A 23,438-nucleotide genomic window follows, 5' to 3' on the forward strand; every position below is an offset into this window, starting at 1 on the left:
TCAATACGCGTTGCGGTGAACGAGCACCCTGACGGTCTGCAGGATGATGTACAGGTCGCGCCAGATCGACCAATTGTGCAGATATTCGAGATCCGCCTGAAGCCGGTTGGTCAGATCCGAAGTGCGTTCGGTGGCGCCGCGAAAGCCGCGGATCTGCGCAAGGCCGGTCAGGCCGGGCTTTGCGGCGTGCCGGTGCCAATAGCGGCCGTCGACTTCCCAGAATAATTTGTCCTCGGCACGTGAGCCCAATGCATGCGGCCGGGGGCCGACGATGCTCATCTCGCCCTTCAGCACATTCAGCAGTTGCGGCAATTCGTCGATGCTGGTCATACGGATGACACGGCCGATCGGCGTGATGCGATCGTCACCCCGGCTGGCCGAGCGATTGCCGCCCTGATCGGTCTGGTCAAGACGCATGCTGCGGAACTTGTACATTTTGAACAGCCGGTTGCCTTGGCCGATCCGGGTCTGAATGAACAATACTGGACCTGGGCTGGTCAGTTTGATGGCCAGCGCCACGGGAATCATCACCGGCGCCAGCAGGGTGATCGCCCCGATCGAGACCATAAGGTCGAAGGCACGCTTCAGCGCCGACTCGAACTTTCCGAGCGGCCCTTCCGCCACGACCATGGTCAGCGACTCCCCGCACCGGTCAAGCGCCAGGGGGGCGACGCCTTCCAATTCCGGCACGATCAGCTCGCTGCGGATGTTCGCACCTTTCAGGACACGCACCCAAAGCCCGCGCCGCTCGGGCGGACAGGCGACCAAGACACGGTCCATATGGCGGAGCGCCGCGGCCAGCCGGTCGAACATGATCGGACTGTCGTCCTGCGGGTCGATGTCGTATCCGGCGCGGATGACGAGCGAGAAATCGTGCGGGTCGAGATCATGGTCGCCATCGGCGATCAACGCCACGCTGTACGGGTCGCCCCCCAGCAACGTGCGCGCACGCCGCAGCGCCAGGCTGCGCGTGCCGGCGAGCGTCACGATGTTGAGGCAGAAAGCGATCGCGACCATCACGCGCGAGAAATCCGCGCTCGCCTTCGTCGAGAACGCCACCAGCAGGATCACGCCGAAACCCAGCGCCACCGATTGTACCGCGCGCCGGACCCCCACGGCCGGTTTGTCGATGATCTCCGTCGAATATGCGTGCGAGTTCAGCGCCGCGCCAAGATAGACCGGCACCAGCAAGCTGGCGATGATCAGCCATTCATTGCCGGCGCGGGTGGGAACGTAGACCCAGGAGGCGAGAAAAAGGCTGCCCAATATGCAGAGCAGGTCTATCGCGAGCAGAGAAAAATAGAATCGCCGCCGCAGCTTTGCATGGCTGGGTCGAACCACCGCCCGAGACGTCGATGCCGCGCGCAATGCCATAGCTTCGACGTTCATACAGCTCCCTCACTGCGAATCAATTTTATGGAATACTGAAGCTTAGACTGTTACGTCCGTGTTGCAATGCAGCGTGAGCTTTCGCGCACGACGAACCGATGCCAAAGTCAGGTCGTTCAGCGGATGTCGCTTCGAAAAGGGGCGCGCGCGCGCATCGAACTGAGCAATGCCGAGTCAAAGGGCCATTATTTGCCCACGGCAACGAGCCATGGCGCCGGTTCGGAGGATTGCGCCGCGAGCTGGTCCGGCCAGATGCCGCGCGTGTCATAGACCTGCTTGTCAGCGCGTTCGGCCAGCGGGACCGATTTGAACACGTCGTGATCGACCAGCACGATCAGGATCGGGCAAGTCTCCAGCGCGGTGTCGATGTCGATCAGGCTGGCCCCAGTTTCCGCGATGCTGTCGGGCAGGGTGCGGGCATAGGGCTCGACGATCCGGATGCGCGATCCGTGGCGCGCCGCCAGCGCTTCGGCGACATGCAGCGCCGGGCTTTCGCGGAAATCGTCGATATTCGCCTTGAAGGCGAGGCCGAGGCAGGCGACGGGCGCATTGGGCAGCGTCGCGATCAGCGCTTCCGCGCGATCGATCGTGTAGCCAATCTTGCCGTCGTTGACCTCGCGCGCGGTGCGGATCAATGGGGTATTCTCGCGGTTCGCCGCCACCAGGAACCAGGGATCGACGGCGATGCAATGGCCGCCGACGCCGGGGCCGGGCGACAGGATGTTCACGCGGGGATGCCGGTTGGCGAGGCGGATCACCTCCCACACATCGATGCCCATGCCGTCCGCGACAATCGACAGCTCGTTCGCGAAGGCGATATTGACGTCGCGGAACGCGTTCTCGGTGAGCTTGGTCATCTCCGCGGCCCGCGCGGAGGTGGTGATGCAGGCGCCGCGCACGAAGCGGCGATAGAATTGCAGCGCTTTCCGCGCGCATCGCGGCGTGACGCCGCCGACGACGCGGTCGTTGTCGATCAGCTCGACCAGGATTCGGCCGGGCAGCACGCGCTCGGGGCAATAGGCGATGGCGACGTCGGCGATGCCGCTGCAATGGCCGGGAATCCTGAGGTCGGGGCGCAGCTGGGCGAGCAGCTCGGCGACCTTCTCGGTGGTGCCGACGGGCGAGGTCGATTCGAGGATGACGATGTCGCCCGCCTTGAGCACGGTGGCGACGCTGGTCGCGGCCTGGAGGACATAGCCGATATTGGGCGCGTGATTGTCGCCGAACGGGGTGGGCACCGCGATCAGGAACACGTCGGACGGCTCGATCTGGGTCGATGCGCGCAGCGTGCCGCGCGCGATGACGCCCGAGACGAGGCCGTCGAGATCGACTTCCTCGATATGCACCTTGCCCGCGTTGACCGTATCGACCACGCTCTGGTGCACGTCGATGCCCAGCACCCGCGCGCCGGTGCGCGCGATCACCGCGGCGGTCGGCAGCCCGATATAGCCGAGCCCGAGAACGGCGACGTTGAGTTCAGAGCCCGAATCCATGCGCGACGACCTTTGCAATCCTTGCCGAGGCCTGGCCGTCGCCGAACGGATTGTGGGCGCGCGCCATGGCCTGGTACGCGCCCTTGTCGTCCAACAGGGTTGAGATTTCGGAAACGATGCGGCCGGCATCGGTGCCGACCAGCCTGGCGGTGCCCGCCGCGACGCCCTCGGGCCGCTCGGTGGTCTCGCGCATCACCAGCACCGGCTTGCCGAGCGCCGGCGCCTCCTCCTGCACCCCGCCGGAATCGGACAGCACCACGTCGCACAGGTCGAGCGCACGGATGAAGGTAGGATAGTCGAGCGGCTCGACCCGCGCGACATTGGCGCGCTCGCCCAGCACCGTGTCCATCACGGATACCACATTCGGGTTGGGGTGCATCGGGAACAGCACGGCGGTGTCGGGCCGGTCGGCGATGCGCGCGATGGCGTTGGCGATCGATTCCATCCCACCGCCGAAATTCTCGCGCCGGTGCGTGGTGACGAGGACGATTCGTTTGCCGGCAAAGCGCGCCGCGATCGGGTCGAGCCCCGCCGCCAGCGCCGGCTCCGCCGCGATCCGCTCGCGCGTGGCGAGCAGCGCGTCGATCACCGTATTGCCGGTGACATGGATCGTCGCCGGGTCGATATTCTCGCGGCGAAGCGCTTCAGCGGCGGTTTCGGTCGGCGCGAAATGCTGGTCGGCGATCGGCGCGACGATCCGCCGGTTCACCTCTTCGGGCCAGGGCTGCCAGATGTCGCCCGAGCGTAGCCCGGCCTCGACATGCCCCACCGGCACCTTGCGGTAATAGGCGGCGAGCGCGCCGACCATCGCGGTCGCGGTGTCGCCCTGCACCAGCACGCGATCGGGCCTCTCGGCGTCCATCACCTCGCCCAGCCCCGTCAGCAGTCGCGCGGTCAGCCGGTCGAGCGACTGGCCCGGCTCCATCAGGTCGAGGTCGATATCGGGCGTGAGCCCCGCAATCTCCAGCACCTGATCGAGCAGCCCGCGATGCTGCGCGGTGACGCAGGTGCGCACGCTCAGCCCCGGCAGCTCCGCCAGCGCCCGCACCACTGGGAAGAACTTGATCGCTTCCGGCCGCGTGCCGAAGATCACCAGGACTCTTGCGTTGCTCGTCATCATATTGTCCTAGCGCAAGCTCGTTAAGGAGGCGCTACGTTCGCGCTTCGCCCCGGGCAGAACGACATTGCACCGCACAAATGCGTGCGGCATATGCCTCTGGCTTGATGCGCGGGGGAGGCCGGCTTCGGACTGACGCCGTAAGGGGCTGATCGACAACGCTTGGAGCGCATACCGGACATGGATTTCAAGGTTCCTGACCGTTTGACCTGTCCCGCCTGCGGCTCCGTCGAGGCCATGGCCTGCGCATTCCCGATCCGTAGCGCCACCACGGATGGCAAAGGCGCCCTGATGTTCGACTGTGCTGACTGTGGCACAGGCAGGACGGTCTACACCGAGGATCTGAGCGGCTGCTACGAGGAGGATTACTACTCCTACAGTCCCGAGGGATATTCGAGCAGGCGCAAGTTCCTGAAGGGCTTGATGTACAAGTATCTCAAGTTCCTTCCCCGCTCGATTTCGCACCGGTGGCTGACGGTCGTGCCGCCGGGCAGGACCGGCAAGGTGCTGGACGTCGGGTGCGGCTGCGGTAATTCCCTCGACGTGTGGAAGCGGATCGGCTGGCAGACCTTCGGGACCGAGATATCTGAGGCGCCGGCCAAGATCTGCGTCGCGAACGGGCATGACGTCCGGCTGTCCTTCAAACCTGCCGAGGCGTTCGCAGGTTCGACGTTCGAATGGATCACGCTGGACAATGTCCTCGAGCATGTCGAGGATCCGGGCGAGCTCCTCGCGGAGCTAAAGACTGCCATGACGGAGGACAGCGTGATGACGATCTGCGTTCCGAACTATGGCGGAACCCCCTCGCGCGTGTTCGGCCGCTATTGGGATGCGATCTTGCCCGAACAGCATTTGACCCATTTCACCCGGAAGGGACTCGAAGCGCTGATCGGGCGGTGCGGATTGCGGGTCAAGGCGACCTCGTTCCAGCCGCGCTTCCATCTGCCAACCGACAATGTCGCCCGCTTCGGGCAGCCGGCTGAGCTCGAAACGGCTCAAGCCCTGGCCCAGAAGTGGAAGAAGAGCGCCGTCGCCCGGCTGGTCACCGGCGGCCGCATGACCGAGGCGGACGGTTATTTCATGACGATCGAAGCGACGCTCTGACGATTCCGTTCACGCATAATAGCTGCGATACCAGTCCACGAATGCCTTCACCCCCTGCTCTACCGGGGTAGTTGGCACAATGCCGGTGAGTTCGCGCAACAATGCTGGCGAAGCTTCGGTCGCGGGGACATCGCCAGGCTGTATCGGCATGAAATTCTTGCGCGCCTCCTTGCCGACCGCCGCCTCCAGTGCGGCGATGTATCGCATCAGCGGCACCGGCGATCCTCCGCCGATGTTCACGGTGCGGAACGGAGCGACCGGCGAGAGGCTGTCGCCCGGGCGTGCCTGACGGTCCGGAACCGTATCGATCAACGCGACGAGTGCGCTGACGAGGTCGTCGATATAGGTGAAGTCGCGCGCCATCCTCCCGTGATTGTACACGTCTATCGGTTCGTCGTTCAGCATGGCCTTCGCAAATTTGAACAGCGCCATATCCGGGCGTCCCCAGGGACCATAGACGGTGAAGAAGCGAAAGAAGGTCGTGGGGATGCCGAACAGATGACTGTAGCTGTGGCCGATGAGCTCGGTCGCGCCCTTGGTGGCGGCGTATAGGCTCATCGGGGTCTGCGTGGCCTGCGTTTCGGTGAATGGCATGGCGGTGTTGGCGCCATAGATCGAGCTCGTCGAGGCTGCCAGGAAATGACGCACGGGATGCTGGCGGGCAAGTTCAAGCAGGTGAAACGTGCCGATGATGTTGGTGCTCACATAGTTGGCCGGATGATCGATACTATAGCGCACGCCCGCCTGCGCCGCGAGGTGGATGACCGTGTCGGGCGCAAAGTCGTGCCATGCCTTGTCCAGCGCCTCGGCGTCCTCGATCGACAGGCGAGCGACGGCGAAGCCGGAATGATCCTCCAGGATCGCGTTGCGCTGCTCCTTGAGGCTGACATCGTAATATGGCGTGAAGTTGTCGATACCGAAAACGGTGGCGCCCGATTGCAATAACCGGCGAGCGGTATGAAAGCCGATAAAGCCGGCTGATCCGGTCACGAGGATGCGGCGTCCTGCCAAGTTTGTCATGCGCAAGTGCTTTCGTTGCTGCGTTTTTCGCGGCGTACCAAATAAGACGACTCTTGTTCTAGGAATCGTTTCCACTATCCGCGAGCCGGGAAAGGAATCATTGAGAATGCCCATCAAGCCGCTTCGCAAGGCCGTGTTCCCCGTCGGCGGGCTCGGCACCCGCTTCCTCCCCGCGACCAAGGCGCTCCCCAAGGAGATGCTGCCCGTCGTCGACCGCCCGCTCATCCAATATGCGGTGGACGAGGCGCTGGAGGCCGGGATCGAGCAGATCATCTTCGTCACCGGCCGCGGCAAGAGCGCGATCGAGGACCATTTCGACATCTCCTACGAGCTGGAGACGACGATGGCTGCGCGCGGCAAGTCGCTCGACGTGCTCGACGGCACGCGCTTGAAGCCCGGCGCGATCGCCTATGTCCGCCAGCAGGAGCCGATGGGGCTCGGCCATGCCGTATGGTGTGCGCGCGACATCGTCGGCGACGAGCCCTTCGCGGTCCTCCTCGCCGACGACTTCATGGTCGCGGCGCCGGGCCAGCGCGGCTGCCTTCGCCAGATGGTCGAGGCGTACAACAAGGTCGGCGGCAATCTCCTCTGCGCGCAGGAAGTGGCCGACGACCAGACCGACAAATACGGCATCATCACCCCCGGCACGCGCGACGGCACGCTGACGCAAGTGAAGGGCCTGGTCGAGAAGCCCAAGGCCGGCACCGCCCCCAGCAACCTCGCCGTGATCGGCCGCTACATCCTCCAGCCCGAAGTGATGCGCGTGCTCGAGGGGCAGGAAAAGGGCGCGGGCGGCGAGATCCAGCTGACCGACGCGATGGCCCGCATGATCGGCGGCCAGCCCTTCCACGGCGTCACCTTCCAGGGCGTGCGCTACGATTGCGGCGACAAGGCGGGCTACGCGCAGGCCAACCTCGCGCTGGCGCTGAGCCGCGCGGATATCGGGCCGGCGGTGCGGGCGTTTGCGAAGGGGTTGCTGGGGTAGGGCTTCGCGCACCGGCGGGAAGCAGGGCCGCCGAGGAAATCCGTTGCGATAGGTGAGCATCCCGATGCACGCTGATTGGGCCTAAGCCCATGAAGCGGCCATTGAGCACGGCCTCAATATATCAAACCAGCTGTCATCCCGGCCTTGTGCCGGGATCCACGGCGCCCCTGGCGACGCGATAGAGCCTCTTGCTTCCTGTTCGCCGCCCGGTGGATCCCGGCACAGGGGCGGGATGACGAGAATGACAGCTAACGACCCATTGCGGACATAGCGGTGGCAAGGCACACTACATGATCAGCGGAGGTGCAGATGCGGAGCAAAGCTAGTTTGGCAACTGACCTAATCTGCTTGGCGATGGCGCTCGGTCTAATTTGGCAGGCGGCAACGGAGTGGGAGCGGTATGCTACTTCCCTGCCATTTGCGGGCGGAGCACTGGCGGTGATCGCACTTGGGTATTTTCAACGTCGTCGCCAATCCGGCAGCTAACCACCCAATAGCTGCCATCGCTTGCAATGTTGGAATTGGTTTGCTTCCATCGACGGGCTGCATGGCGGCCGCTCTTTGATCACGTCGATTCGTTCGGTTCAATGACGAACCTGGAACCCCCGCCGGACAAAGACGACGAAGTTGACAGAATGAATCGCGTTCCGCGTAACATCGTCAACTTCGCGGAGGATCAGTCTGTACGCTGATCCAAGTCCTTCAACCCCGCATACCCGGGCTTGAACGTCCACCCCGTCACCCACGCCACCAGCCGCGGCACTGGCGCATTCCGCTCCATCCACTCGCTATATTCGCGATAGGCCGGATCGGCGCCGAGGTGCTTTTCCTCGGTCTTGGCGCGGATGTAATAGACGCCGCTCACCGCGGCGAGCAGCACCGTCGCGCGCACCGCGTCGTACAGGCTGCCCGTGGTCACCAGCAGCGGGCAGGTGCTGATCCACCAGAACAGGTTCTTGGAGAGATACGCCGGGTGCCGCGTCCAGCTGTACGGCCCGTGGGTGATGATCCCGCGATGCGTGAGGTTCGAGAAGCGGAAGCCGAACGCCATCGTCGCCCAGGCATAGATCGCGGTCAGCGCCACCAGCACCGCGCCGGTGATCCACAGCAGGATGTCGTATCCCGCCAGCCAGTGCGTCCAGTCCGACGTGCCCGGATGATAGTCCAGCGGCCCGCCATTCCCCATCAGGATGAAGGGCGGGTAGCAGATCAGCGCGAACGCCCAGCCCGCGGCATAGGGGTTGGCGGTGCGGATATGGCTGTCGAGCGGGCGGAAGGTGAGGACATAGCCCACCGTCGCGAACGCCACGTCGAGCATGAACATGCCCGTGGTCAGCCAGTTGGCGAGGGCAATGGGGTTGCTCAGGATCCCGTCGGTGCTCGCGCGCACGAACTGGCTGAACCCCGGCGGCACGATCGCCAGCATGAAGGCGAGGAAGAACGCCTTCACCGCCCAGCTGCGCAGATGGTTGTGGATCGCTTCCTCGTCGATCGGCTCGCCCTTCGTGCCGAGCAGCCAGGCGCCCAGCATCCATGCGCCGTCCTTCGGCTTCTCCAGCCGCCGGTCGATCCACAGGATATAGGGGACGGAGAGGATGAACAACGCCGGCGCCGCCATCTGGAAGCACCACATGGCAAAGGCGAAATTGCCCTCCCAGTAGAAGCGGCACACCGAATAGATCGCCGCGATCCCGCCCCAGGTCAGCCACAGCCCCGCGATCTTGGTGATCGAGATGTCGAGTGTTTCCTTGAGCGGCCGGGGATTCTCCCATTTCACGCCCGTGCTGGGGTTGCGGTGGACCTTGTCGATCAGGATCGACCACAGCACCATCGGCACGCCGCCCGCGACCAGATTGACCAGTGCCGCATAGGGGCCGTCCAGCCCGCGGCTGCGCGCAAAGGCGAGCCAGCACGCCATGCCGATCAGCCCGGCGAGCCCGCATCCGGTGCTGACCGCGGATTCGGGCCGCGGATCGGCCTTGGCCGGGGTCGCGAGGGCGGGGTCGTGATACATCGCGCCCCGCATAGCCCGCGAATGGTAAGCAAGCCGTGAAGGGTGTCCCGGACGCGCGCTGGCCCATGGCGGGGGCAATTGTTGGCACTTTACCTCGCCGTCGTGCCGGGCCTAAGGGTGTGACATCATATCCTTCCCATCGATTGAGGCCCTTATGCGCCGCGCCATCGCGCTCTCCGCCCTGTTGCTTGCCACCGCTGCTGCCGCGCAGAACTCGGCCCCTCAGCCGCTGCCGTTCGACAACCGCATCCCCGCGGCGCGCGATGCCGATTATCCCGGCACGATCACGCTCAAGGTGGATGCGACCAACGTCCAGCAGGCGATCTATCGCGTGAAGCAGACCATCCCCGTCGCGCAGGACGGCCATATGGTCCTGCTCATGCCCACCTGGCTCCCCGGCAAGCATGCCGCGCGCGGCGAGGTCGAGAAGCTCACAGGCCTCAGGATCAGCGCTGGCGGCAAGGCGGTGCCGTGGAAGCGCGACACGGTGGATGTCTGGGCCTTTCATGTCGACGTGCCACGCGGCGCGAAGCAGCTCGACCTCGAGTTCCAGTTCGTTGGCGCCACCGATCCCGATCAGGGGCGCGTGTCGATCGCGCCCGCGATGCTCAACCTCGAGTTCGAGCAGGTGAGCCTCTATCCCGCCGGCTGGTTCACCCGGCGCATCCCGATCCAGGCGACCGTCACCTATCCCGAAGGCTGGACCGCGGTGTCGGGCCTGCCCGCGAAGAAGCAGGGCGGAGCCTATGTCTATGAGAAGACCGATTACGAGACGCTGATCGATTCGCCGGTCTTCGCCGGCCGCCACTATCGCGAGTTCAAGCTCTCGGACCGCGTCGATCTCAACGTCTTCGCCGACGAGCCCAAGGAGCTCGACGCGACGCCCGAGCAGATCGCGGCGCACAAGAGCCTGGTCGACCAGTCGATCAAGCTGTTCGGCGCGCAGCATTACGACCAGTATGAATTCCTGCTGTCGATCAGCGACGAGATGGGCGGCATCGGGCTCGAGCATCATCGCAGCTCCGAGAATGGCGTGAAGCCCGGCTATTTCACCAAGTGGAATGACGGCCCGGGCTCGCGCAACCTGTTGCCGCACGAGTTCGTGCACAGCTGGAACGGCAAGTTCCGCCGCGGCGCCGACAGCTGGACGCCGGATTTCCGCACGCCGATGCGCAATTCGCTGCTGTGGGTGTACGAGGGGCAGACCCAGTTCTGGGGCTATATCCTCCAGGCGCGCTCGGGCATCGTCAGCAAGCAGGATACGCTCGACATGCTCGCCAATATCGCCGCGAGCCTCGACAACCGCCCGGCGCGGACCTGGCGCGCGCTGGTCGACACCACCAACGATCCGATCATCTCGGCGCGCCGGCCCAAAGGCTGGGTGAGCTGGCAGCGTTCGGAGGATTATTACAACGAAGGCTTGCTGATCTGGCTCGAGGTCGATTCGATGCTGCGCGCGCAGAGCGGCGGCACCAAGTCGATGGACGATTTCGCCCGCGCCTTTTTCGGCATGCGGGACGGCGACTGGGGCGTGCTCACCTACAAGCTTGAGGACGTTGCTGCGACCCTGAGCGCGATACAGCCCTATGACTGGTCGGGTTTCCTCAACCAGCGCCTCAACGGCCTGTCGGAGCGCGCGCCGCTCGCCGGCTTCACCGCCAACGGCTACCGCCTGATCTACACCGACGAGCCAACCGCGGCCTTCAAGGATGCCGAGAAGCGCGCGAGCCGGGCGGACTTGAGCTATTCGCTCGGCCTGTCGGTGGGCAAGGGCGGCGCGATCGGCACCGTTACCTGGGATTCGCCCGCGTTCGACGCCGGTCTCGACCTTGGCGACACGATCGTCGCGGTCGATGGCCGCGAATATTCCGACGATCGCCTCAAGGACGCGGTCAAGGCGGCGAAGGGCGGCAAGGACCCGATCAGGCTGCTGGTCAAGAGCGGCACCCGCTATCGCGAAATCGCCATCGACTATCACGGCGGCCTGCGCTATCCGCGCCTCGAAAAGACGGGCTCCGGAGAGGGTGGCCTGGATCGGTTGCTCGCCCCGCGCTGACGGGGAACACCGGACCAACAAAGGAAGTTTAGATGCGCATCGACATGATTCCTGTCGGCGACAATCCGCCGCACAGCCTGAACGTCATCATCGAAGTGCCGACCGGCGGCGAGCCGGTGAAGTACGAGTTCGACAAGGCGTCGGGCGCGCTGTTCGTCGACCGCATCCTGCACACGCCGATGCGCTATCCGGCGAATTACGGCTTCGTGCCCCACACGCTGTCGCCCGATGGCGATCCGCTCGACGCGCTGGTGATTTCGCGCTCGCCGTTCATCCCGGGCTGCGTCGTGCGCGCGCGGCCGATCGGTGTGCTCAAGCTCGAGGACGAGGCCGGCGGCGACGAGAAGCTGATCTGCGTCCCCGTCGACACCACTTTCCCCTATTATTCGGATGTGGGCGAGCGGCAGGACCTCCCCTCGATCGTGCTCCAGCAGATCGAGCATTTCTTCAAGCACTACAAGGACCTCGAGTCCGAGAAGTGGGTCCGCATCGGCCAGTGGGGCGATGCCGACGAAGCGCGCCGCATCGTCGTCGAGGCGATCGAGGCCGCGAAGAAGGCTAAGGCCGCCTGATCGGACAGCCGGCCCGAAGCGCCAGTGCGCCGTGCCGGCTCGTTCTCAGGGCGTGATCGCGCGGAGCGCGACCCGCGCCGGGCGCAGGCCTTCGCCCGTTACGTCCACATCGATCGTCCCGCTGGTCGCGGACGCGCGGACCATCGCCAGTGCGCGGCCGTTCCACGCCTTGCGCACCGCGGACGCGAAGGGCGTGGTGTCCGCCGGATCGCCATTGTCGAACGCCGCGAGCGTGCCCGCGCCGGTCACGCGGACGGTCAACGGCACCGCCGCGCCCGGCACCAGTACGCCCTTGGCGTCGACCAGCTCGACCCGCACGAAGCCGATGCGGTCGAACCCCGGCGCCAGCGCGGTCTGCTCGGCGACCAGCCGGATTGCGGCCGGCGCGCCCGCGGTGCGCAGCACGTCGCGCGCCACCGCCTTGCCCGCTGCATCATAGGCGACCGCGCGGATCTCACCCGGCGCGAACGGCACGTCCCACGCGATCGCGCTGGCATCGGCATTCGCCGGCTTGCGGCCCAGCGACTTGCCGTTGAGGAACAGCTCGGCCGAGGCGGCATTGGTGACCAGCTCGACCTTCTCGACATGCGGGGCGAGCGAGGCGGGCGTCCAGTCGTTGCGCACGCCCGCATCCTTGGGCTGCGGCGTCGCAATCGCGACCGTGGTCGGCAGGCCGGCGGTATCGACGAAGGTGCCGGTGCGGCGCCCGATTCTGACCATCGGCGTCTCCGACCACCAGGAGGCACGCTCCCAGCCGATCGACTTCACCACATCGGTGCGGTCGACGAGCCCCGAGGGGTTGGAGATATTGGGCCAGCCCGCGCGGTCCGCTTCGCCAAGATAGTCGGCGCCGGTCCACAGGAACATGCCCGAATAGGGCGCGAAATCGCGCACCGCGAGCCAGTTGCCGCGACCCTTGGTGTTCTCGGTGCCGATGATCCTGCGCGTGGGCTTGTCCTTGTGCGCCTGGGTCAGCTCGTTCTCGCGGTAGTTCTGCCCGACCACATCGAGCATATCGGCGAGACCGTTCCTGTAGTCGCCGGTGACGTTCGGCCGGAACAGCGCCATCGTCACCGGCCGGCTCGGATCCTCCTCGTTGAAGATTTTCTTGAGGCGCGCGAGGTTCGCTTTCGCGACCAGCGGATAGGGCGTGTCGTGGATCTCGTTGCCCACCGACCAGATCACCACCGAGGGGTGGTTGCGGTCGCGCCGCACGAACTCGCGCGCGTCGAGCGACGACCAATCGCCGAAGAACAGATGATAGTCATACGGGTTCTTGGCGACGGTCCACATGTCGAACGCCTCGTCCATCACCAGCATGCCGAGCCGGTCGCACAGCGCCATGAACTCGCGCGAGAAGGGGTGGTGCGCGGTGCGGATCGCGTTGACGCCCAGCGCCTGCAGCCCGCGCAGCCGCCGTTCGTAGAAGGCGAGCGGCACCGCCATGCCGAACGCGCCGCCCTCGGCATGGATCGCCGTGCCCTTGAGCTTGACGTTGCGGCCGTTGATCCAGAAGCCGGTGTCTGCCTTGAACGCGATGTCGCGCACGCCGAAGTTCACCCGGTCGCCGTCGAGCGCAGCACCGTCCTCGCCGATCACGCGCACGCTGGCGGCGTAAAGATTGCCCTGGCCGACATCCCACAGCTTCGGCCGGACGATCGCGGTCTCGGCGACGAGCTTCTGCACACGCCCCGCCGGAACCATGGCAAGCGGGCTGGTCGCGGTGCCGACGACCTTGCCGTCCGGCCCGGTGAAGCTCACCTCGATCCGCGCCCGCACGTCCTGCCGCGTCTGGTTGCGGATGCTGCTTTCGACCCGCACCGTCGCGCGCTCGGGCGATACTTGCGGCGTGGTGACAAAGGTGCCCCAGGCATCGACATGCACCTGTCCGGTCGTGATCAGCCGCACGCTGCGATAGATGCCGCCGCCCGCATACCAGCGCGAGGCCGGCTGGAACGAAGTGTCGGCGCGCACCGCCAGCACGTTGGGACCGTCCCAGCTCAGATGATCGGTGAGATCGTAGCGCACCGTCGAATAGCCGTTGGGCCGGTGCCCGACATGATGGCCGTTGATCCACACCCCACCGCGATCCATGATTCCGCCGAATTCGACGAACACGCGCTTGCTGCGGTCGGCTGCGGGCAGGGTGAAGCTCTTGCGATACCAGACGATCCCGGTCGGCAGCCAGCCGCCCGATCCGGTCGAGAGCGCGTCCCGGTCGAACGTCCCGCTGATCGCCCAGTCGTGCGGCAGATCGACCTTCTGCCAGTCGGCCTGCGCGCCCGCGACGGTCTCCGCGCCCGCGATGTCTCCCTTCGCGAACAGCCAGCCTGCGTTGAAGGCCACCTCCTCGGCGAGTGTCGCCGGGGCAAGCGACAGACAGACCAGGGCCGCGACCCAGCCCAGTCCCGCACGAACCCACATCTTCATGCGCCACCTCTCCGTTTTGGCGCGAAAGAACATGGGAGAGGCCAACAGGTCAAGGGAATCTCAAAAAACGAGACCATATTTCATATTGTGGAATATGTTCGATGTGGCGAGTCGCCTGCAATTCGCCTAATCTGCGCGGATGCGGGATGGGGCACAGGGTACGGATCGCCGTCGCGGCATCGGCAATCTGCTCGCGCCGCCGCGCTTCCTGCTGTTCGCTGCGATCCTCGGCGTCGGGTGCGCGGTCGCGATTCCGCCGCTCGGCGAGCGCTTTGGCATCATGGCCGCGTTCGATGCGGCGGCTTTGCTGTTCCTCGTCTCGTGCCTCCCGCTGTTCCGTCACGAATCGCACCACATCCGCGCGGCGGCGCGCGACAATGATGCCAACCGTGTCGCGCTGCTCGTCATCACCGCCGCGATCAGCCTTGCGGTGTTCGCCACCATCGCCAGCGTGCTGGTGCCCGCGGGCACCCCCGAGCCGCGCAGCCTGGCGCTGGTCATCGCCACGCTCGCGATCTGCTGGCTGTTCGCCAATACGGTGTACGCGCTGCACTATGCGCATCTCTTCTACACCCAGCGGCACGGGAAGGATGCGGGCGGCCTCGAATTCCCGCACGCGCCCGAGCCCGACTATTCGGACTTCATCTACTTCGCCTGGTGCCTCGGCATGACCTTCCAGACCAGCGACGTGACGATCACCACACGTCCGATGCGGCGCGCGGTGACGTATCACTGCCTGGTCGCGTTCGTCTTCAACCTCGGCATCATCGCCTTCACGATCAACGCGCTCGGCGGGTGACCTTCGGTTTCTTGGCGGGCGCGCGCCGTCCGGCTTCCAGCCCCAGCGTCGCCCATTCGCGCATCGCATCAGGGTCGTCGAATACATCGTCGGGTGCGCGGCGATAGTTCATGCTGGCGACGCGGTTCTTCATCTCGAAGGTGAAGCGATCGCATCCCGCCGCGTCCCATAGCGCGTCGCTCTCAGCATCCGCCTTGAACCACAGCACATCGTCGCTCGAGATGATCGCGAACACCGTTCCGTCGAGATAGAGCGTCGCCCCGCCCATCATCTTGCGGTGCGTGACGCTGCCCATCGGTTCCAGCGTCTCGATCACCCAGTCGAGCAGCCCCGCGTCAAACGCCATGGGCCAGCTCCTCGATCGCGCCGATCTCCATCCGCCAGCGTTCCCAGCCCTCGACCGGCCCGGCGCCGATCGAGCGGTAGAAGCGCTTGCCCAGCTCGTTCCAGTCGAGCACCGCCCATTCGAGCCGTGCACCGCCGCGCTCGATCACCAGCGCCGCCAGCCGCGACAGCAGCGCGCGGCCCAAGCCCGTGCCTCTCGCGTGGGGTTCGACGAACAGGTCCTCCAACCAGATCCCCGGCTTGCCCTCGAAGGTCGAGAAGGTCTGGAAGAACAGCGCGAAGCCGCCCGGCACGCCATCGACCTCGCCGATCAGCACCTCGGGCGCGGGCCGTTCGCCGAACAGATGGCTGCGCAGCATTTCGGGATCGAAACGCACCTCGTGCGCCAGCTTCTCATAGTCGGCGAGCTTGCGGATGAATTCCGCGACCAGCTCGAAATCCTTTGGGCCGGCTTGTCGGATCGAGATCATGGCAATTGCGCCTCGCTGTCGGCCACCGGGGCATGATCGCGCCGGCGCGCGGCGAGGATGCACCCGCCGACGATCAGCGCCGCCCCGGCGACGGTGAAAAGGGATACGCGCTCGCCGAACACCACCCAGCCCCAGAGCGTCGCCCACAGGAAGCCGGTATATTCGGTCGGCGCGAGATAGCTCGCCTCGGCATGCCGATACGCCCAGGAGAGCAGGAACAGCGAAGCCGTGGCGAGCATGGCAGCAAGGACCAGCGCGGGCGCCTTGGCGAGCGGCGGCACCACCAGCAGCCAGGGCGCCGCGAGCAGGTAGACGGCGGTGACGATCAGCGTCTGATAGAAGGCGACCTCGCCCGGCCCGGCGACCAGCGACTGCTGGCGCATCAGGATGATGTTCCAGGCATAGCAGACGGCGGAGACGAGGATCGCGATTGCGCCCCAGAATGCATCCGGCCCCAGCTCGGCACGCGCCTGCCCCCACAGGATCACCAGCACGCCGGCGAACGCCATGGCGGTGGCGATCACCGTCACGCGCGTGATCCGCTCCTTCAGGATCAGCGCGGCGAGGAACAGGGCGATGATCGGCGCGATGAAGGACAGCGCGATCGCCTGCGCCATCGGCACGCGCCCCAGCCCCCAGAAGAACAGGAAGGCCATCGCCGCCGACACCAACCCCCGCACCAGGTGGATGCGCAGCACCGCCCGCGCCGGCCAGCGCGGCCGCGACAGCGCATAGGGGATGCCGCTTACGACGGTGCCCGCGAGCATCCGCCAGGTCAGCGCATTATAGGCGCCGAGCGCGATCACCAGCCCCTTCATCACCGCATCCATCGACGAGAAGATCGCGATGCCCAGCGCGGCGATGGCGAAAGCGATCAGGGGCGAGAGGGAGCGGTTCACCGGATCGCGCTTGGCGCGCTCGCGCCGCCGGGTCAATCGCTGCCTAACGTTGCTCCGCCTTCTCCTTCGCCAGCCGCGCGTCGAGCCGCTGCGTGTAGGTCGTGGCGAGCACCTTGCACGGCGCCTTCTCGATCAGCGGATTGCGCGCCCGCGACCGCTCCAGCGCGGCGAGATGAGCGAGCGTATCGTTGGTGCCGGGGTGGGAGGGGATGGCGATGTCGCAGCGCAGTGCTGCAAGCTTCGCCGCGCCCCGGCGCAGCAGCGCGACCCGCTCGGGATGGTCGCTGAAGCGATAATGGTCGTCGCTTACCGGGTTGATGCTCGCCGAGAAGACGAAGGTCGCGCACGCCTTGCCCTCGCACGATCGCCACTGCCAGCTGGTGCTGCCCGCAGTGTGCCCCGGCGTCGCCCGCGCGACGATCGTCACCCCGCCGATCCGCAGCGCTTCGCCGTCGCGCACGCCGCGGATTCGCGATACCGGAGGCATCGGCTGATGGATGCTCGCCTGCGGATCGTCCTTGCCGACAGTGCCGCGACGCAGCTCCGCTACCGCCGCGGTGCCGGCGATCACCGTCGCGCCGCTGTCGCGCGCGAGCGCGGCAACGCCGCCGGCATGGTCCCAATGCGGCTCGGTAACGAGGATGTGCTTGATCTGCCCAGGATCGAAGCCGAGCTTGCGGATGTTGGCCTGGATCGCGCGCACCGCCTGCGGCACGCTGCCGTCGATCAGCACCAGCCCGGCGCTGGTGCGGATCAGCACCACGCCCAGCCCCTGGAACCCGACATAATAGCTTTGCCCATGCATCCGCACCGGCGTCTGCGGCTCCAGCCATTGCGCGGCGTATTTGGGTGCGATCGGGCGCAGCAGCGGATCGTCGCGGTCCGCCTGCCGGGCATCGGCATGCCCCGAAAGCATCGCCACTGCCGCCAATACGAATTCAGTTTTCCTCATCCCGTGCACTCCAATGATCCAGTGGAGTGCAGAATGACCAAGCCGGATTCGCCGCGCAAAGCATCAATTCTCGACTTAGGCATGAATTTACCTCATGCTTTTCGGATGGATCGCCCCCAGCTCCCGCTCAACGCGCTGCGTGCCTTCGAGGCCGCGGCGCGGCACCTCAACTTCACCCGCGCGGGGCTTGAGCTCTGCGTCAGCCAGGGCGCTGTGAGCCATCAGGTTGCCTCCCTGGAACGGCGGCTGGGCGTGCCGCTGTTCCGCCGCCTGCCGCGCGGCCTTGCGCTCACCGACGAAGGGCTGGCGCTGGTGCCGGTGCTGGGCGAGGCGTTCGACCGCATCGGCGCGGCGCTCGACCGCTATGAGGGCGGGCGGATGCGCGAAGTGCTGACGGTCGGCGTGGTCGGCACCTTCATGACCGGCTGGCTGCTGCCCCGGCTCGATCGGTTCCACCACGCGCATCCCGAAGTCGACCTGCGCCTGATGACCAACAACAACCGCGTGGACCTGGCGGGCGAGGGACTCGACTGTGCGATCCGCTTCGGCGACGGCGCGTGGCACGGCACCCGCGCCGTCCCGCTGCTCGCCGCGCCCCTGTCGCCGCTCTGCGCGCCCGCCATCGCCGCGCGCCTCACCGGCCCGGCTGACCTCGCCCGCGAGACCCTGCTGCGCTCCTATCGCGCCGACGAATGGTCGCGCTGGTTCGCGGCTGCCGAGGCGTCCTGCCCGCGTCTGACCGGCCCGGTGTTCGACAGCTCGGCAGTGATGATTGCCGCCGCGCTTGCCGGTCACGGAGTCGCGCTCGCCCCGCCCGCGATGTTCGAGGCCGATCTCGCTACCGAACGCCTCGTCCAGCCCTTTCCGGTCGAGATCGAACTCGGCCGCTATTGGCTCACCCGCCTCAACTCACGCCGCGAGACGGCTGCGATGGGGGCATTTGCAGCGTGGTTGGGGGCGACCGCAGCACCGCTTGAAATGTAGGATTCCGCCTGCTCCAATCGGTCAGCCGGAAAGCTCCGGCCGCTCTTTGACCCCGTCGAGACCAGCTTGACACTCGCGTGCGAAAACATGCGAAACGTGTCAACGTCCCCTCCAGGGGGTTCAACTTCGCCAGCCTCGCGCGCGTAGCAGTATGACTTTTGGGACCTTCCGCCGGTTCAGGCTGCCGCTTCGGCTTTCGCCGCGTCCGCCGCCTCGATCTCGGCCGCCCTGGCCTCGACCAGCTTGACGATATGGTCGAGCATGTCGGCATCTTCGACCGTATGATCGGTCACCCCCGACAGATATACCATGTGCTTGCCGTTGCCGCCGCCGGTCAGCCCGATATCGGTCTCGCGGGCTTCGCCCGGCCCGTTGACCACGCAGCCGAGAACGGAGAGCGAGAGCGGCGTGCGGATATGCTGGAGCCGCTCCTCCAGGGTCTGCACGGTGCGGATCACGTCGAAGCCTTGCCGCGCGCAGCTCGGGCAGGAGACGACGCGCACGCCGCGGTTGCGGATGCCGAGCGCTTTCAGGATCTCGAACCCGACGCGCACCTCCTCCTCGGGCTCGGCGGAAAGCGAGACGCGGATCGTGTCGCCGATGCCGAACCACAGCAGCGAGCCGATGCCGATCGCGCTCTTGACGGTGCCGCCGACGAAGCCGCCGGCCTCGGTGATGCCGAGGTGCAGCGGGCAGTCCACCGCCTCGGCGAGCTGCTGATAGGCGGCGGTGGCGAGGAACACGTCGCTCGCCTTCACCGCGACCTTGAATTCGTGGAAGTCGCGGTCCTGGAGCAGCTTGATATGGTCGAGCGCACTTTCGACCAGCGCCTCGGGGCAGGGCTCGCCGTATTTCTCGAGCAGGTCCTTCTCGAGGCTGCCGGCGTTGACGCCGATGCGGATCGCGCAGCCATTGGCCTTGGCGGCGTTGACCACCTCGTTCACCCGGTCGGCGCTGCCGATGTTGCCTGGGTTGATGCGCAGGCAGGCCGCGCCCGCATCGGCCGCCTCGAGCGCGCGCTTGTAGTGAAAATGGATGTCGGCGACGATCGGTACGCGCGCGGCGCGCACGATCTGCTTCAGTGCCGCGGTGCTCGCGACGTCGGGGCAGGAGACGCGGATGATGTCGACCCCGGCATCCTCGCAGCGGCGGATCTGGTCGATCGTCGCCCTTGCATCCTCGGTCGGGGTGTTGGTCATCGTCTGGACGGTGACGGGCGCATCGCCGCCGACAGGCACGTTGCCGACCATGATCTGGCGGCTTTGGCGGCGCACGATATCGCGCCAGGGACGCACGGACATTGAAGTTCCTCTGGGTTCGCCCGTCCTATAGCCGATCGGCGCGGGGCGAGAAAGGCGCGCTTCTGGCGGCGTGCTCACGCTGATAACCAATTGGTCAGCCCGGCGGGGCTATAGGCCGGGACCGTGACCGAACCGACCGACTCGTCCGTGCGTACCAATCGCCATTACGGCCTCGACTGGCTGCGTATCGCGGCGTTTGCGCTGCTGATCGTCTACCATATCGGGATGGTGTTCGCGCCCTGGGGGTGGGTGATCAAGACCGGCCATGCCATTCCCGCGCTGATCGCCCCGATGTCGCTGCTGACCCCCTGGCGGCTGGCGCTGCTGTTCGCGGTGTCGGGCTATGCGTCGTGGCACTTGTTCGCCAAGTCGGGCAGCGCGGGCAAGTTCCTGCGCTCGCGCAACATCCGGCTGCTGGTCCCGCTGGCGTTCGGCATGGCGGTTCTGGTGCCGATCGAGATGTGGGTGCGGGTGATGGGCAAGGGCTATCCCCATGGCCTGATCCGCTTCTGGACGCATGATTACTGGCGTTCGGGCGACTTCTGGGGCCGCGAATTTCCCAGCTGGGAGCATCTGTGGTTCGTCGCCTATCTCTGGACGTACACCGCGATCCTCGCCGCTGGGCTGGCGCTGAACCGCCCGCGGCTGGAGGCCGGTGCTGCCCGGCTGGTGGGGTGGCTGTCGACCGGCGCGCGGATCCTGTGGGCGCCGGCCGCGCTGCTCGTCACTGCCAAGCTCGCGCTGCTCTTCGTAGTGGAGGAGGAGCATGGGCTGTTCCGCGACTGGGCGGGGCATGCCCAATATGTGCCGATGTTCCTGTTCGGCTTCGTGCTCGCCGGCGCGCCGCAACTCTGGCCGCCGCTGTGGCGGTGGTGGAAGGCCGCGCTGGCGATCGCGGCGGCTTGCGGCGCGGCGGTGGTGACGGTCGAGCTGGCCTTCCCCGGCGAAGCGATCCCGCCGCATTGGGTGATGGCCGCCGAGCGCGCGGCGCAGGTGACGATGGCATGGACGATGACGATCGCGCTGTTTGTGCTCGCCGACCGCTACTGGAACCGCGACCATCGCTGGCGCAGGACGTTCGCCGAGGCGGTGTTCCCCTTCTACCTCATCCACCAGCCTGCGATCGTGCTGATCACCTGGTACTCGCTGCCGCTCAAGCTGGGTCCGCTGGTCGAGTTCGGCATGCTGCTGGCGGGGACCACAATGATCTGCACGGCCTTCTATCTGCTCGGGCGCGAGTTCGGCTGGCTGCGGCCGCTGATCGGGCTTGGCCCGCGCACGGCCCGCGAATCGCCGGCGGTTTCAGCGCAACCGGCCTGACATGCGCGCTCAGCCGCGCTAAGGCGCAGCGGTGGAACGGCATTACGGCATGGACTGGCTGCGGGTCGGGGCATTCGGGCTCCTGATCCTCTATCATATCGGCATGGTCTTCGTGCCGTGGGGCTATCACGTGAAGACCGTGACGCCCGCCGAATGGGTGACGGTGCCGATGCTGTTCACCAGCCCCTGGCGACTGACCTTGCTGTTCCTCGTCTCGGGCTATGCCAGCCGCGCGCTGTGGATGAAGTCGCGCAAGCTGGGCCGCTTCGCCGGCAACCGGACGTGGCGGCTGATCGTGCCGCTGCTGTTCGGCGTCGCGGTGATCGTCCCGCCGCAGACCTGGGTCGAGCTGGTGACGCAGCATGGCTACCGGCCGGGCTACTGGGCCTTCTGGACGCGCGACTATTGGGATTTCGGCACGATCTCCGGGATCATCGTGCCGACCTGGAACCATCTGTGGTTCGTCGGTTATCTCTGGCTCTACACGCTGGCGTTGACGCTGATCGTGCTGCTGCCCGGCGGGGGCTGGTTCCAGCGCGCGTTCGACCGGCTGCTGGCGGGCACGCGCGTGCTGTGGCTACCCGCGGCCTATTTGCTGATCACGCAGGTGGTTCTCTTCCAGCGCTGGAGCGACAGCCATGACGTGATCAACGACGGGATCGCGCATCTCGCCTATTTCCCCGCCTTCCTGTTCGGCTTCGCGCTGGCGGGGTCGGAGCCGGTGATGGCGTGGATCGCGCGGCTGTGGAAACCCGCCGCCGCGATCGGCCTTGCGGGCTATGTCGTCTCCGTCGCGATCGACATCGCCTATGTCGCCGATCCGCCCTGGGTGGTGGGACGGGTGATGCTCGCGGCGCGCTACATCCAGTGCTGGATGACGATCGCGGCGCTGATCGGCTTTGCAGAGCAGTTCCTCAATCGCGACCACAGGCTGCGGCCCATGCTGACCGAGGCGGTGTTTCCTTTCTATCTGATTCACCAGACGATCATCGTCGTCGCGATGTACTGGCTGCTCAAGACCGGACTGCCCGGGTTCGTCGAGTTCGCGATCCTCGTGCCCGCCACCGCGCTGGGTTGCTGGATCTTCTACCGCGTCGGCCGCGAGATTCCGTTGCTGCGGCCGCTGATCGGCCTCAGGATGGAGCGGCGCGACCGCCCGCGCCCCAAGCCGGAGGCCTGAATGATCCGCCTGTCCCTCATCGCCGGAGCCCTGCTGATGTCGCTTCCCGCTGCCGCGCAGGACAAGCCGCAATGGACGCTGGTGATCCATGGCGGAGCCGGTGTGATGGAGCGGGCCAAGATGACGCCCGAGCGCGAGGCGGCGGCGCGCAAGGGGCTGGACACGGCGCTGGAGGCCGGGTCGAAGGTGCTCGCCGGCGGCGGCAGCGCGCTCGACGCGGTCGAGGCTGCGGTGAAGGTGCTGGAGGACGATCCGAGCTTCAATGCCGGCCGCGGCGCGGTGTTCACCTATGACGGCACCAACGAGCTCGACGCTTCGATCATGGACGGTGCGACACGCCGCGCCGGAGCGGTGGCCGGCGTCACGCGGACGCGAAATCCGATCAGCCTCGCGCGCAAGGTGATGGAGGGCAGCCCGCATGTGATGCTGGCGGGCAAGGGCGCCGACCAGTTCAGCGCCGAGAAGGGGCTGGAGCAGGTCGCTCCCTCTTACTTCGCGACCAAGGAGCGGCGGCGCCAGCTCGAGACGCTCAAGGCGAAGAAGACCAGCTGGTTCGATATCGACCGCAAGTTCGGCACGGTCGGTGCGGTGGCGATGGACGCGAAAGGCCATGTCGCCGCGGCGACCTCGACCGGCGGGATCACTGGCAAGCGCTGGGGCCGGATCGGCGATTCGCCGGTGATTGGCGCGGGCACCTATGCCGACGACCGCGCCTGCGCCGTCTCGGCGACCGGCGCGGGGGAGTATTTCATCCGCGCGGGCGTGGCGCACGAGATCTGCGCGCGGGTCCGCTTCAAGGGCGAGAGTCTGAAGGCCGCGGCGGACATTGTGATGAAGGAAACCGCCGATCTTGGCGGCACCGGCGGGGTGATCCTGACCGGTCCGAGCGGCGAGATGGCATGGAGCTTCAACACGCCGGGCATGTATCGCGGCAAGGTTTCGGCCAGCGGTGAAAAGGTCGTCGCGATCTACGGCGACGAGGACTGAACGGCGGTTCGCGCCGGAAGT

The 23,438-nt window shown here is 66.3% G+C and carries 20 protein-coding genes; 9 read left to right on the forward strand and 11 right to left on the reverse strand.

The genetic code is table 11. The features are described from left to right. The 3 genes from VGD28_RS04780 to wecB all read right to left on the reverse strand — a co-directional run bounded on the left by VGD28_RS04780 (position 1) and on the right by wecB (position 3,999). A complete protein-coding gene (locus VGD28_RS04780; protein ID WP_331027184.1) occupies positions 1–1,389 on the reverse strand; it encodes an exopolysaccharide biosynthesis polyprenyl glycosylphosphotransferase in 1,389 nt (462 codons plus the stop codon). Between the two features lie 185 nt (positions 1,390–1,574). Continuing rightward, the gene (wecC, locus tag VGD28_RS04785) at positions 1,575–2,882 is read right to left on the reverse strand and encodes a UDP-N-acetyl-D-mannosamine dehydrogenase (protein WP_331027185.1); all 1,308 of its coding nucleotides are present in this window, start codon (positions 2,880–2,882) and stop codon (positions 1,575–1,577) included. Then, on the reverse strand, positions 2,866–3,999 hold the full coding sequence (wecB, locus tag VGD28_RS04790) for a non-hydrolyzing UDP-N-acetylglucosamine 2-epimerase (RefSeq protein WP_414714467.1): 1,134 nt from the start codon (positions 3,997–3,999) through the stop codon (positions 2,866–2,868). Before wecB ends, wecC begins: the two co-directional genes overlap by 17 nt. A 180-nt stretch (positions 4,000–4,179) precedes the next feature. Between wecB and VGD28_RS04795 the strand changes: the two genes are divergently transcribed. Beyond that, on the forward strand, positions 4,180–5,103 hold the full coding sequence (locus tag VGD28_RS04795; protein WP_331027187.1) for a class I SAM-dependent methyltransferase: 924 nt from the start codon (positions 4,180–4,182) through the stop codon (positions 5,101–5,103). A gap of 9 nt (positions 5,104–5,112) precedes the next feature. Here the strand turns inward: VGD28_RS04795 and VGD28_RS04800 are convergent, their stop codons facing one another. Then, positions 5,113–6,123 carry an NAD-dependent epimerase/dehydratase family protein gene (locus VGD28_RS04800; RefSeq protein ID WP_331027221.1) on the reverse strand — a complete coding sequence of 337 codons (1,011 nt, stop codon included), beginning with the start codon at positions 6,121–6,123 and terminating at the stop codon, positions 5,113–5,115. Positions 6,124–6,229: 106 nt separating this feature from the next. Here VGD28_RS04800 and galU point away from each other — a divergent pair, with 106 nt between their 5' ends. Further along, positions 6,230–7,108 (forward strand): UTP--glucose-1-phosphate uridylyltransferase GalU, encoded by an 879-nt coding sequence (gene galU / locus VGD28_RS04805; protein ID WP_331027188.1) that lies wholly within the window; start codon positions 6,230–6,232, stop codon positions 7,106–7,108. Positions 7,109–7,784: 676 nt separating this feature from the next. Here galU and VGD28_RS04810 read toward each other — a convergent pair. Then, positions 7,785–9,122, reverse strand: coding sequence for a methyltransferase family protein (locus VGD28_RS04810; protein WP_331027189.1), 1,338 nt, complete (start codon positions 9,120–9,122; stop codon positions 7,785–7,787). Between the two features lie 154 nt (positions 9,123–9,276). On the opposite strand from VGD28_RS04810, the gene VGD28_RS04815 reads away from it, so the two are divergent. Then, positions 9,277–11,178: a peptidase M61 gene (locus VGD28_RS04815; RefSeq protein ID WP_331027190.1), complete on the forward strand. Its 1,902-nt coding sequence runs from the start codon at positions 9,277–9,279 to the stop codon at positions 11,176–11,178. 32 nt (positions 11,179–11,210) lie between these two features. After that, positions 11,211–11,750 carry an inorganic diphosphatase gene (ppa, locus tag VGD28_RS04820; protein WP_066573459.1) on the forward strand — a complete coding sequence of 180 codons (540 nt, stop codon included), beginning with the start codon at positions 11,211–11,213 and terminating at the stop codon, positions 11,748–11,750. A 45-nt stretch (positions 11,751–11,795) separates the two neighbouring features. Here the strand turns inward: ppa and VGD28_RS04825 are convergent, their stop codons facing one another. Further along, positions 11,796–14,180, reverse strand: coding sequence for a glycoside hydrolase family 2 TIM barrel-domain containing protein (locus VGD28_RS04825; protein ID WP_331027191.1), 2,385 nt, complete (start codon positions 14,178–14,180; stop codon positions 11,796–11,798). A gap of 139 nt (positions 14,181–14,319) precedes the next feature. Here VGD28_RS04825 and VGD28_RS04830 point away from each other — a divergent pair, with 139 nt between their 5' ends. Then, complete coding sequence (locus VGD28_RS04830) at positions 14,320–14,979, forward strand: DUF1345 domain-containing protein (RefSeq protein WP_331027192.1); 660 nt, start codon at positions 14,320–14,322, stop codon at positions 14,977–14,979. Here the strand turns inward: VGD28_RS04830 and VGD28_RS04835 are convergent. Genes VGD28_RS04835 through bla form a run of 4 tightly spaced genes read right to left on the reverse strand, consistent with a single transcriptional unit; the run spans position 14,960 to position 17,645 of the window. After that, positions 14,960–15,325, reverse strand: coding sequence for a TfoX/Sxy family protein (locus tag VGD28_RS04835; protein ID WP_331027193.1), 366 nt, complete (start codon positions 15,323–15,325; stop codon positions 14,960–14,962). The genes VGD28_RS04830 and VGD28_RS04835 overlap by 20 nt on opposite strands. After that, complete coding sequence (locus VGD28_RS04840; protein WP_331027194.1) at positions 15,315–15,794, reverse strand: GNAT family N-acetyltransferase; 480 nt, start codon at positions 15,792–15,794, stop codon at positions 15,315–15,317. Before VGD28_RS04840 ends, VGD28_RS04835 begins: the two co-directional genes overlap by 11 nt. Next, entirely contained in the window at positions 15,791–16,693 is a 903-nt protein-coding gene (locus VGD28_RS04845; RefSeq protein WP_331027195.1) for a DMT family transporter, read from the reverse strand. Before VGD28_RS04845 ends, VGD28_RS04840 begins: the two co-directional genes overlap by 4 nt. Before the next feature lie 43 nt (positions 16,694–16,736). Continuing rightward, positions 16,737–17,645 (reverse strand): subclass B3 metallo-beta-lactamase, encoded by a 909-nt coding sequence (bla, locus tag VGD28_RS04850; protein ID WP_331027196.1) that lies wholly within the window; start codon positions 17,643–17,645, stop codon positions 16,737–16,739. Between the two features lie 105 nt (positions 17,646–17,750). Here bla and VGD28_RS04855 point away from each other — a divergent pair, with 105 nt between their 5' ends. Further along, positions 17,751–18,629: a LysR family transcriptional regulator gene (locus VGD28_RS04855; protein ID WP_331027197.1), complete on the forward strand. Its 879-nt coding sequence runs from the start codon at positions 17,751–17,753 to the stop codon at positions 18,627–18,629. 176 nt (positions 18,630–18,805) lie between these two features. Here the strand turns inward: VGD28_RS04855 and ispG are convergent, their stop codons facing one another. Further along, positions 18,806–19,930: a flavodoxin-dependent (E)-4-hydroxy-3-methylbut-2-enyl-diphosphate synthase gene (ispG, locus tag VGD28_RS04860; protein ID WP_331027198.1), complete on the reverse strand. Its 1,125-nt coding sequence runs from the start codon at positions 19,928–19,930 to the stop codon at positions 18,806–18,808. Positions 19,931–20,053: 123 nt separating this feature from the next. Here ispG and VGD28_RS04865 point away from each other — a divergent pair, with 123 nt between their 5' ends. From VGD28_RS04865 to VGD28_RS04875, 3 genes are read left to right on the forward strand one after another with little or no spacing between them, the layout of a single operon-like run. Then, positions 20,054–21,250: an acyltransferase gene (locus VGD28_RS04865; protein WP_331027199.1), complete on the forward strand. Its 1,197-nt coding sequence runs from the start codon at positions 20,054–20,056 to the stop codon at positions 21,248–21,250. A 31-nt stretch (positions 21,251–21,281) separates the two neighbouring features. Then, entirely contained in the window at positions 21,282–22,430 is a 1,149-nt protein-coding gene (locus VGD28_RS04870) for an acyltransferase family protein (RefSeq protein ID WP_331027200.1), read from the forward strand. After that, the gene (locus VGD28_RS04875; protein ID WP_414714468.1) at positions 22,431–23,417 is read left to right on the forward strand and encodes an isoaspartyl peptidase/L-asparaginase family protein; all 987 of its coding nucleotides are present in this window, start codon (positions 22,431–22,433) and stop codon (positions 23,415–23,417) included. Positions 23,418–23,438 lie beyond the last annotated feature (21 nt).

The organism is Sphingomonas sp. (assembly GCF_036402235.1).
In the GTDB taxonomy this organism is placed as follows: domain Bacteria; phylum Pseudomonadota; class Alphaproteobacteria; order Sphingomonadales; family Sphingomonadaceae; genus Sphingomonas.

Bases quoted from the DNA above. Each gene is read 5' to 3' on its own strand.
- VGD28_RS04780 (WP_331027184.1), bottom strand. From the start codon at position 1,389: ATGAACGTCGAAGCTATGGCATTGCGCGCGGCATCGACGTCTCGGGCG.
- wecC (WP_331027185.1), bottom strand. From the start codon at position 2,882: ATGGATTCGGGCTCTGAACTCAACGTCGCCGTTCTCGGGCTCGGCTAT.
- wecB (WP_414714467.1), bottom strand. From the start codon at position 3,999: ATGACGAGCAACGCAAGAGTCCTGGTGATCTTCGGCACGCGGCCGGAA.
- VGD28_RS04795 (WP_331027187.1), top strand. From the start codon at position 4,180: ATGGATTTCAAGGTTCCTGACCGTTTGACCTGTCCCGCCTGCGGCTCC.
- VGD28_RS04800 (WP_331027221.1), bottom strand. From the start codon at position 6,123: ATGACAAACTTGGCAGGACGCCGCATCCTCGTGACCGGATCAGCCGGC.
- galU (WP_331027188.1), top strand. From the start codon at position 6,230: ATGCCCATCAAGCCGCTTCGCAAGGCCGTGTTCCCCGTCGGCGGGCTC.
- VGD28_RS04810 (WP_331027189.1), bottom strand. From the start codon at position 9,122: ATGTATCACGACCCCGCCCTCGCGACCCCGGCCAAGGCCGATCCGCGG.
- VGD28_RS04815 (WP_331027190.1), top strand. From the start codon at position 9,277: ATGCGCCGCGCCATCGCGCTCTCCGCCCTGTTGCTTGCCACCGCTGCT.
- ppa (WP_066573459.1), top strand. From the start codon at position 11,211: ATGCGCATCGACATGATTCCTGTCGGCGACAATCCGCCGCACAGCCTG.
- VGD28_RS04825 (WP_331027191.1), bottom strand. From the start codon at position 14,180: ATGAAGATGTGGGTTCGTGCGGGACTGGGCTGGGTCGCGGCCCTGGTC.
- VGD28_RS04830 (WP_331027192.1), top strand. From the start codon at position 14,320: ATGCGGGATGGGGCACAGGGTACGGATCGCCGTCGCGGCATCGGCAAT.
- VGD28_RS04835 (WP_331027193.1), bottom strand. From the start codon at position 15,325: ATGGCGTTTGACGCGGGGCTGCTCGACTGGGTGATCGAGACGCTGGAA.
- VGD28_RS04840 (WP_331027194.1), bottom strand. From the start codon at position 15,794: ATGATCTCGATCCGACAAGCCGGCCCAAAGGATTTCGAGCTGGTCGCG.
- bla (WP_331027196.1), bottom strand. From the start codon at position 17,645: ATGAGGAAAACTGAATTCGTATTGGCGGCAGTGGCGATGCTTTCGGGG.
- VGD28_RS04855 (WP_331027197.1), top strand. From the start codon at position 17,751: ATGGATCGCCCCCAGCTCCCGCTCAACGCGCTGCGTGCCTTCGAGGCC.
- ispG (WP_331027198.1), bottom strand. From the start codon at position 19,930: ATGTCCGTGCGTCCCTGGCGCGATATCGTGCGCCGCCAAAGCCGCCAG.
- VGD28_RS04875 (WP_414714468.1), top strand. From the start codon at position 22,431: ATGATCCGCCTGTCCCTCATCGCCGGAGCCCTGCTGATGTCGCTTCCC.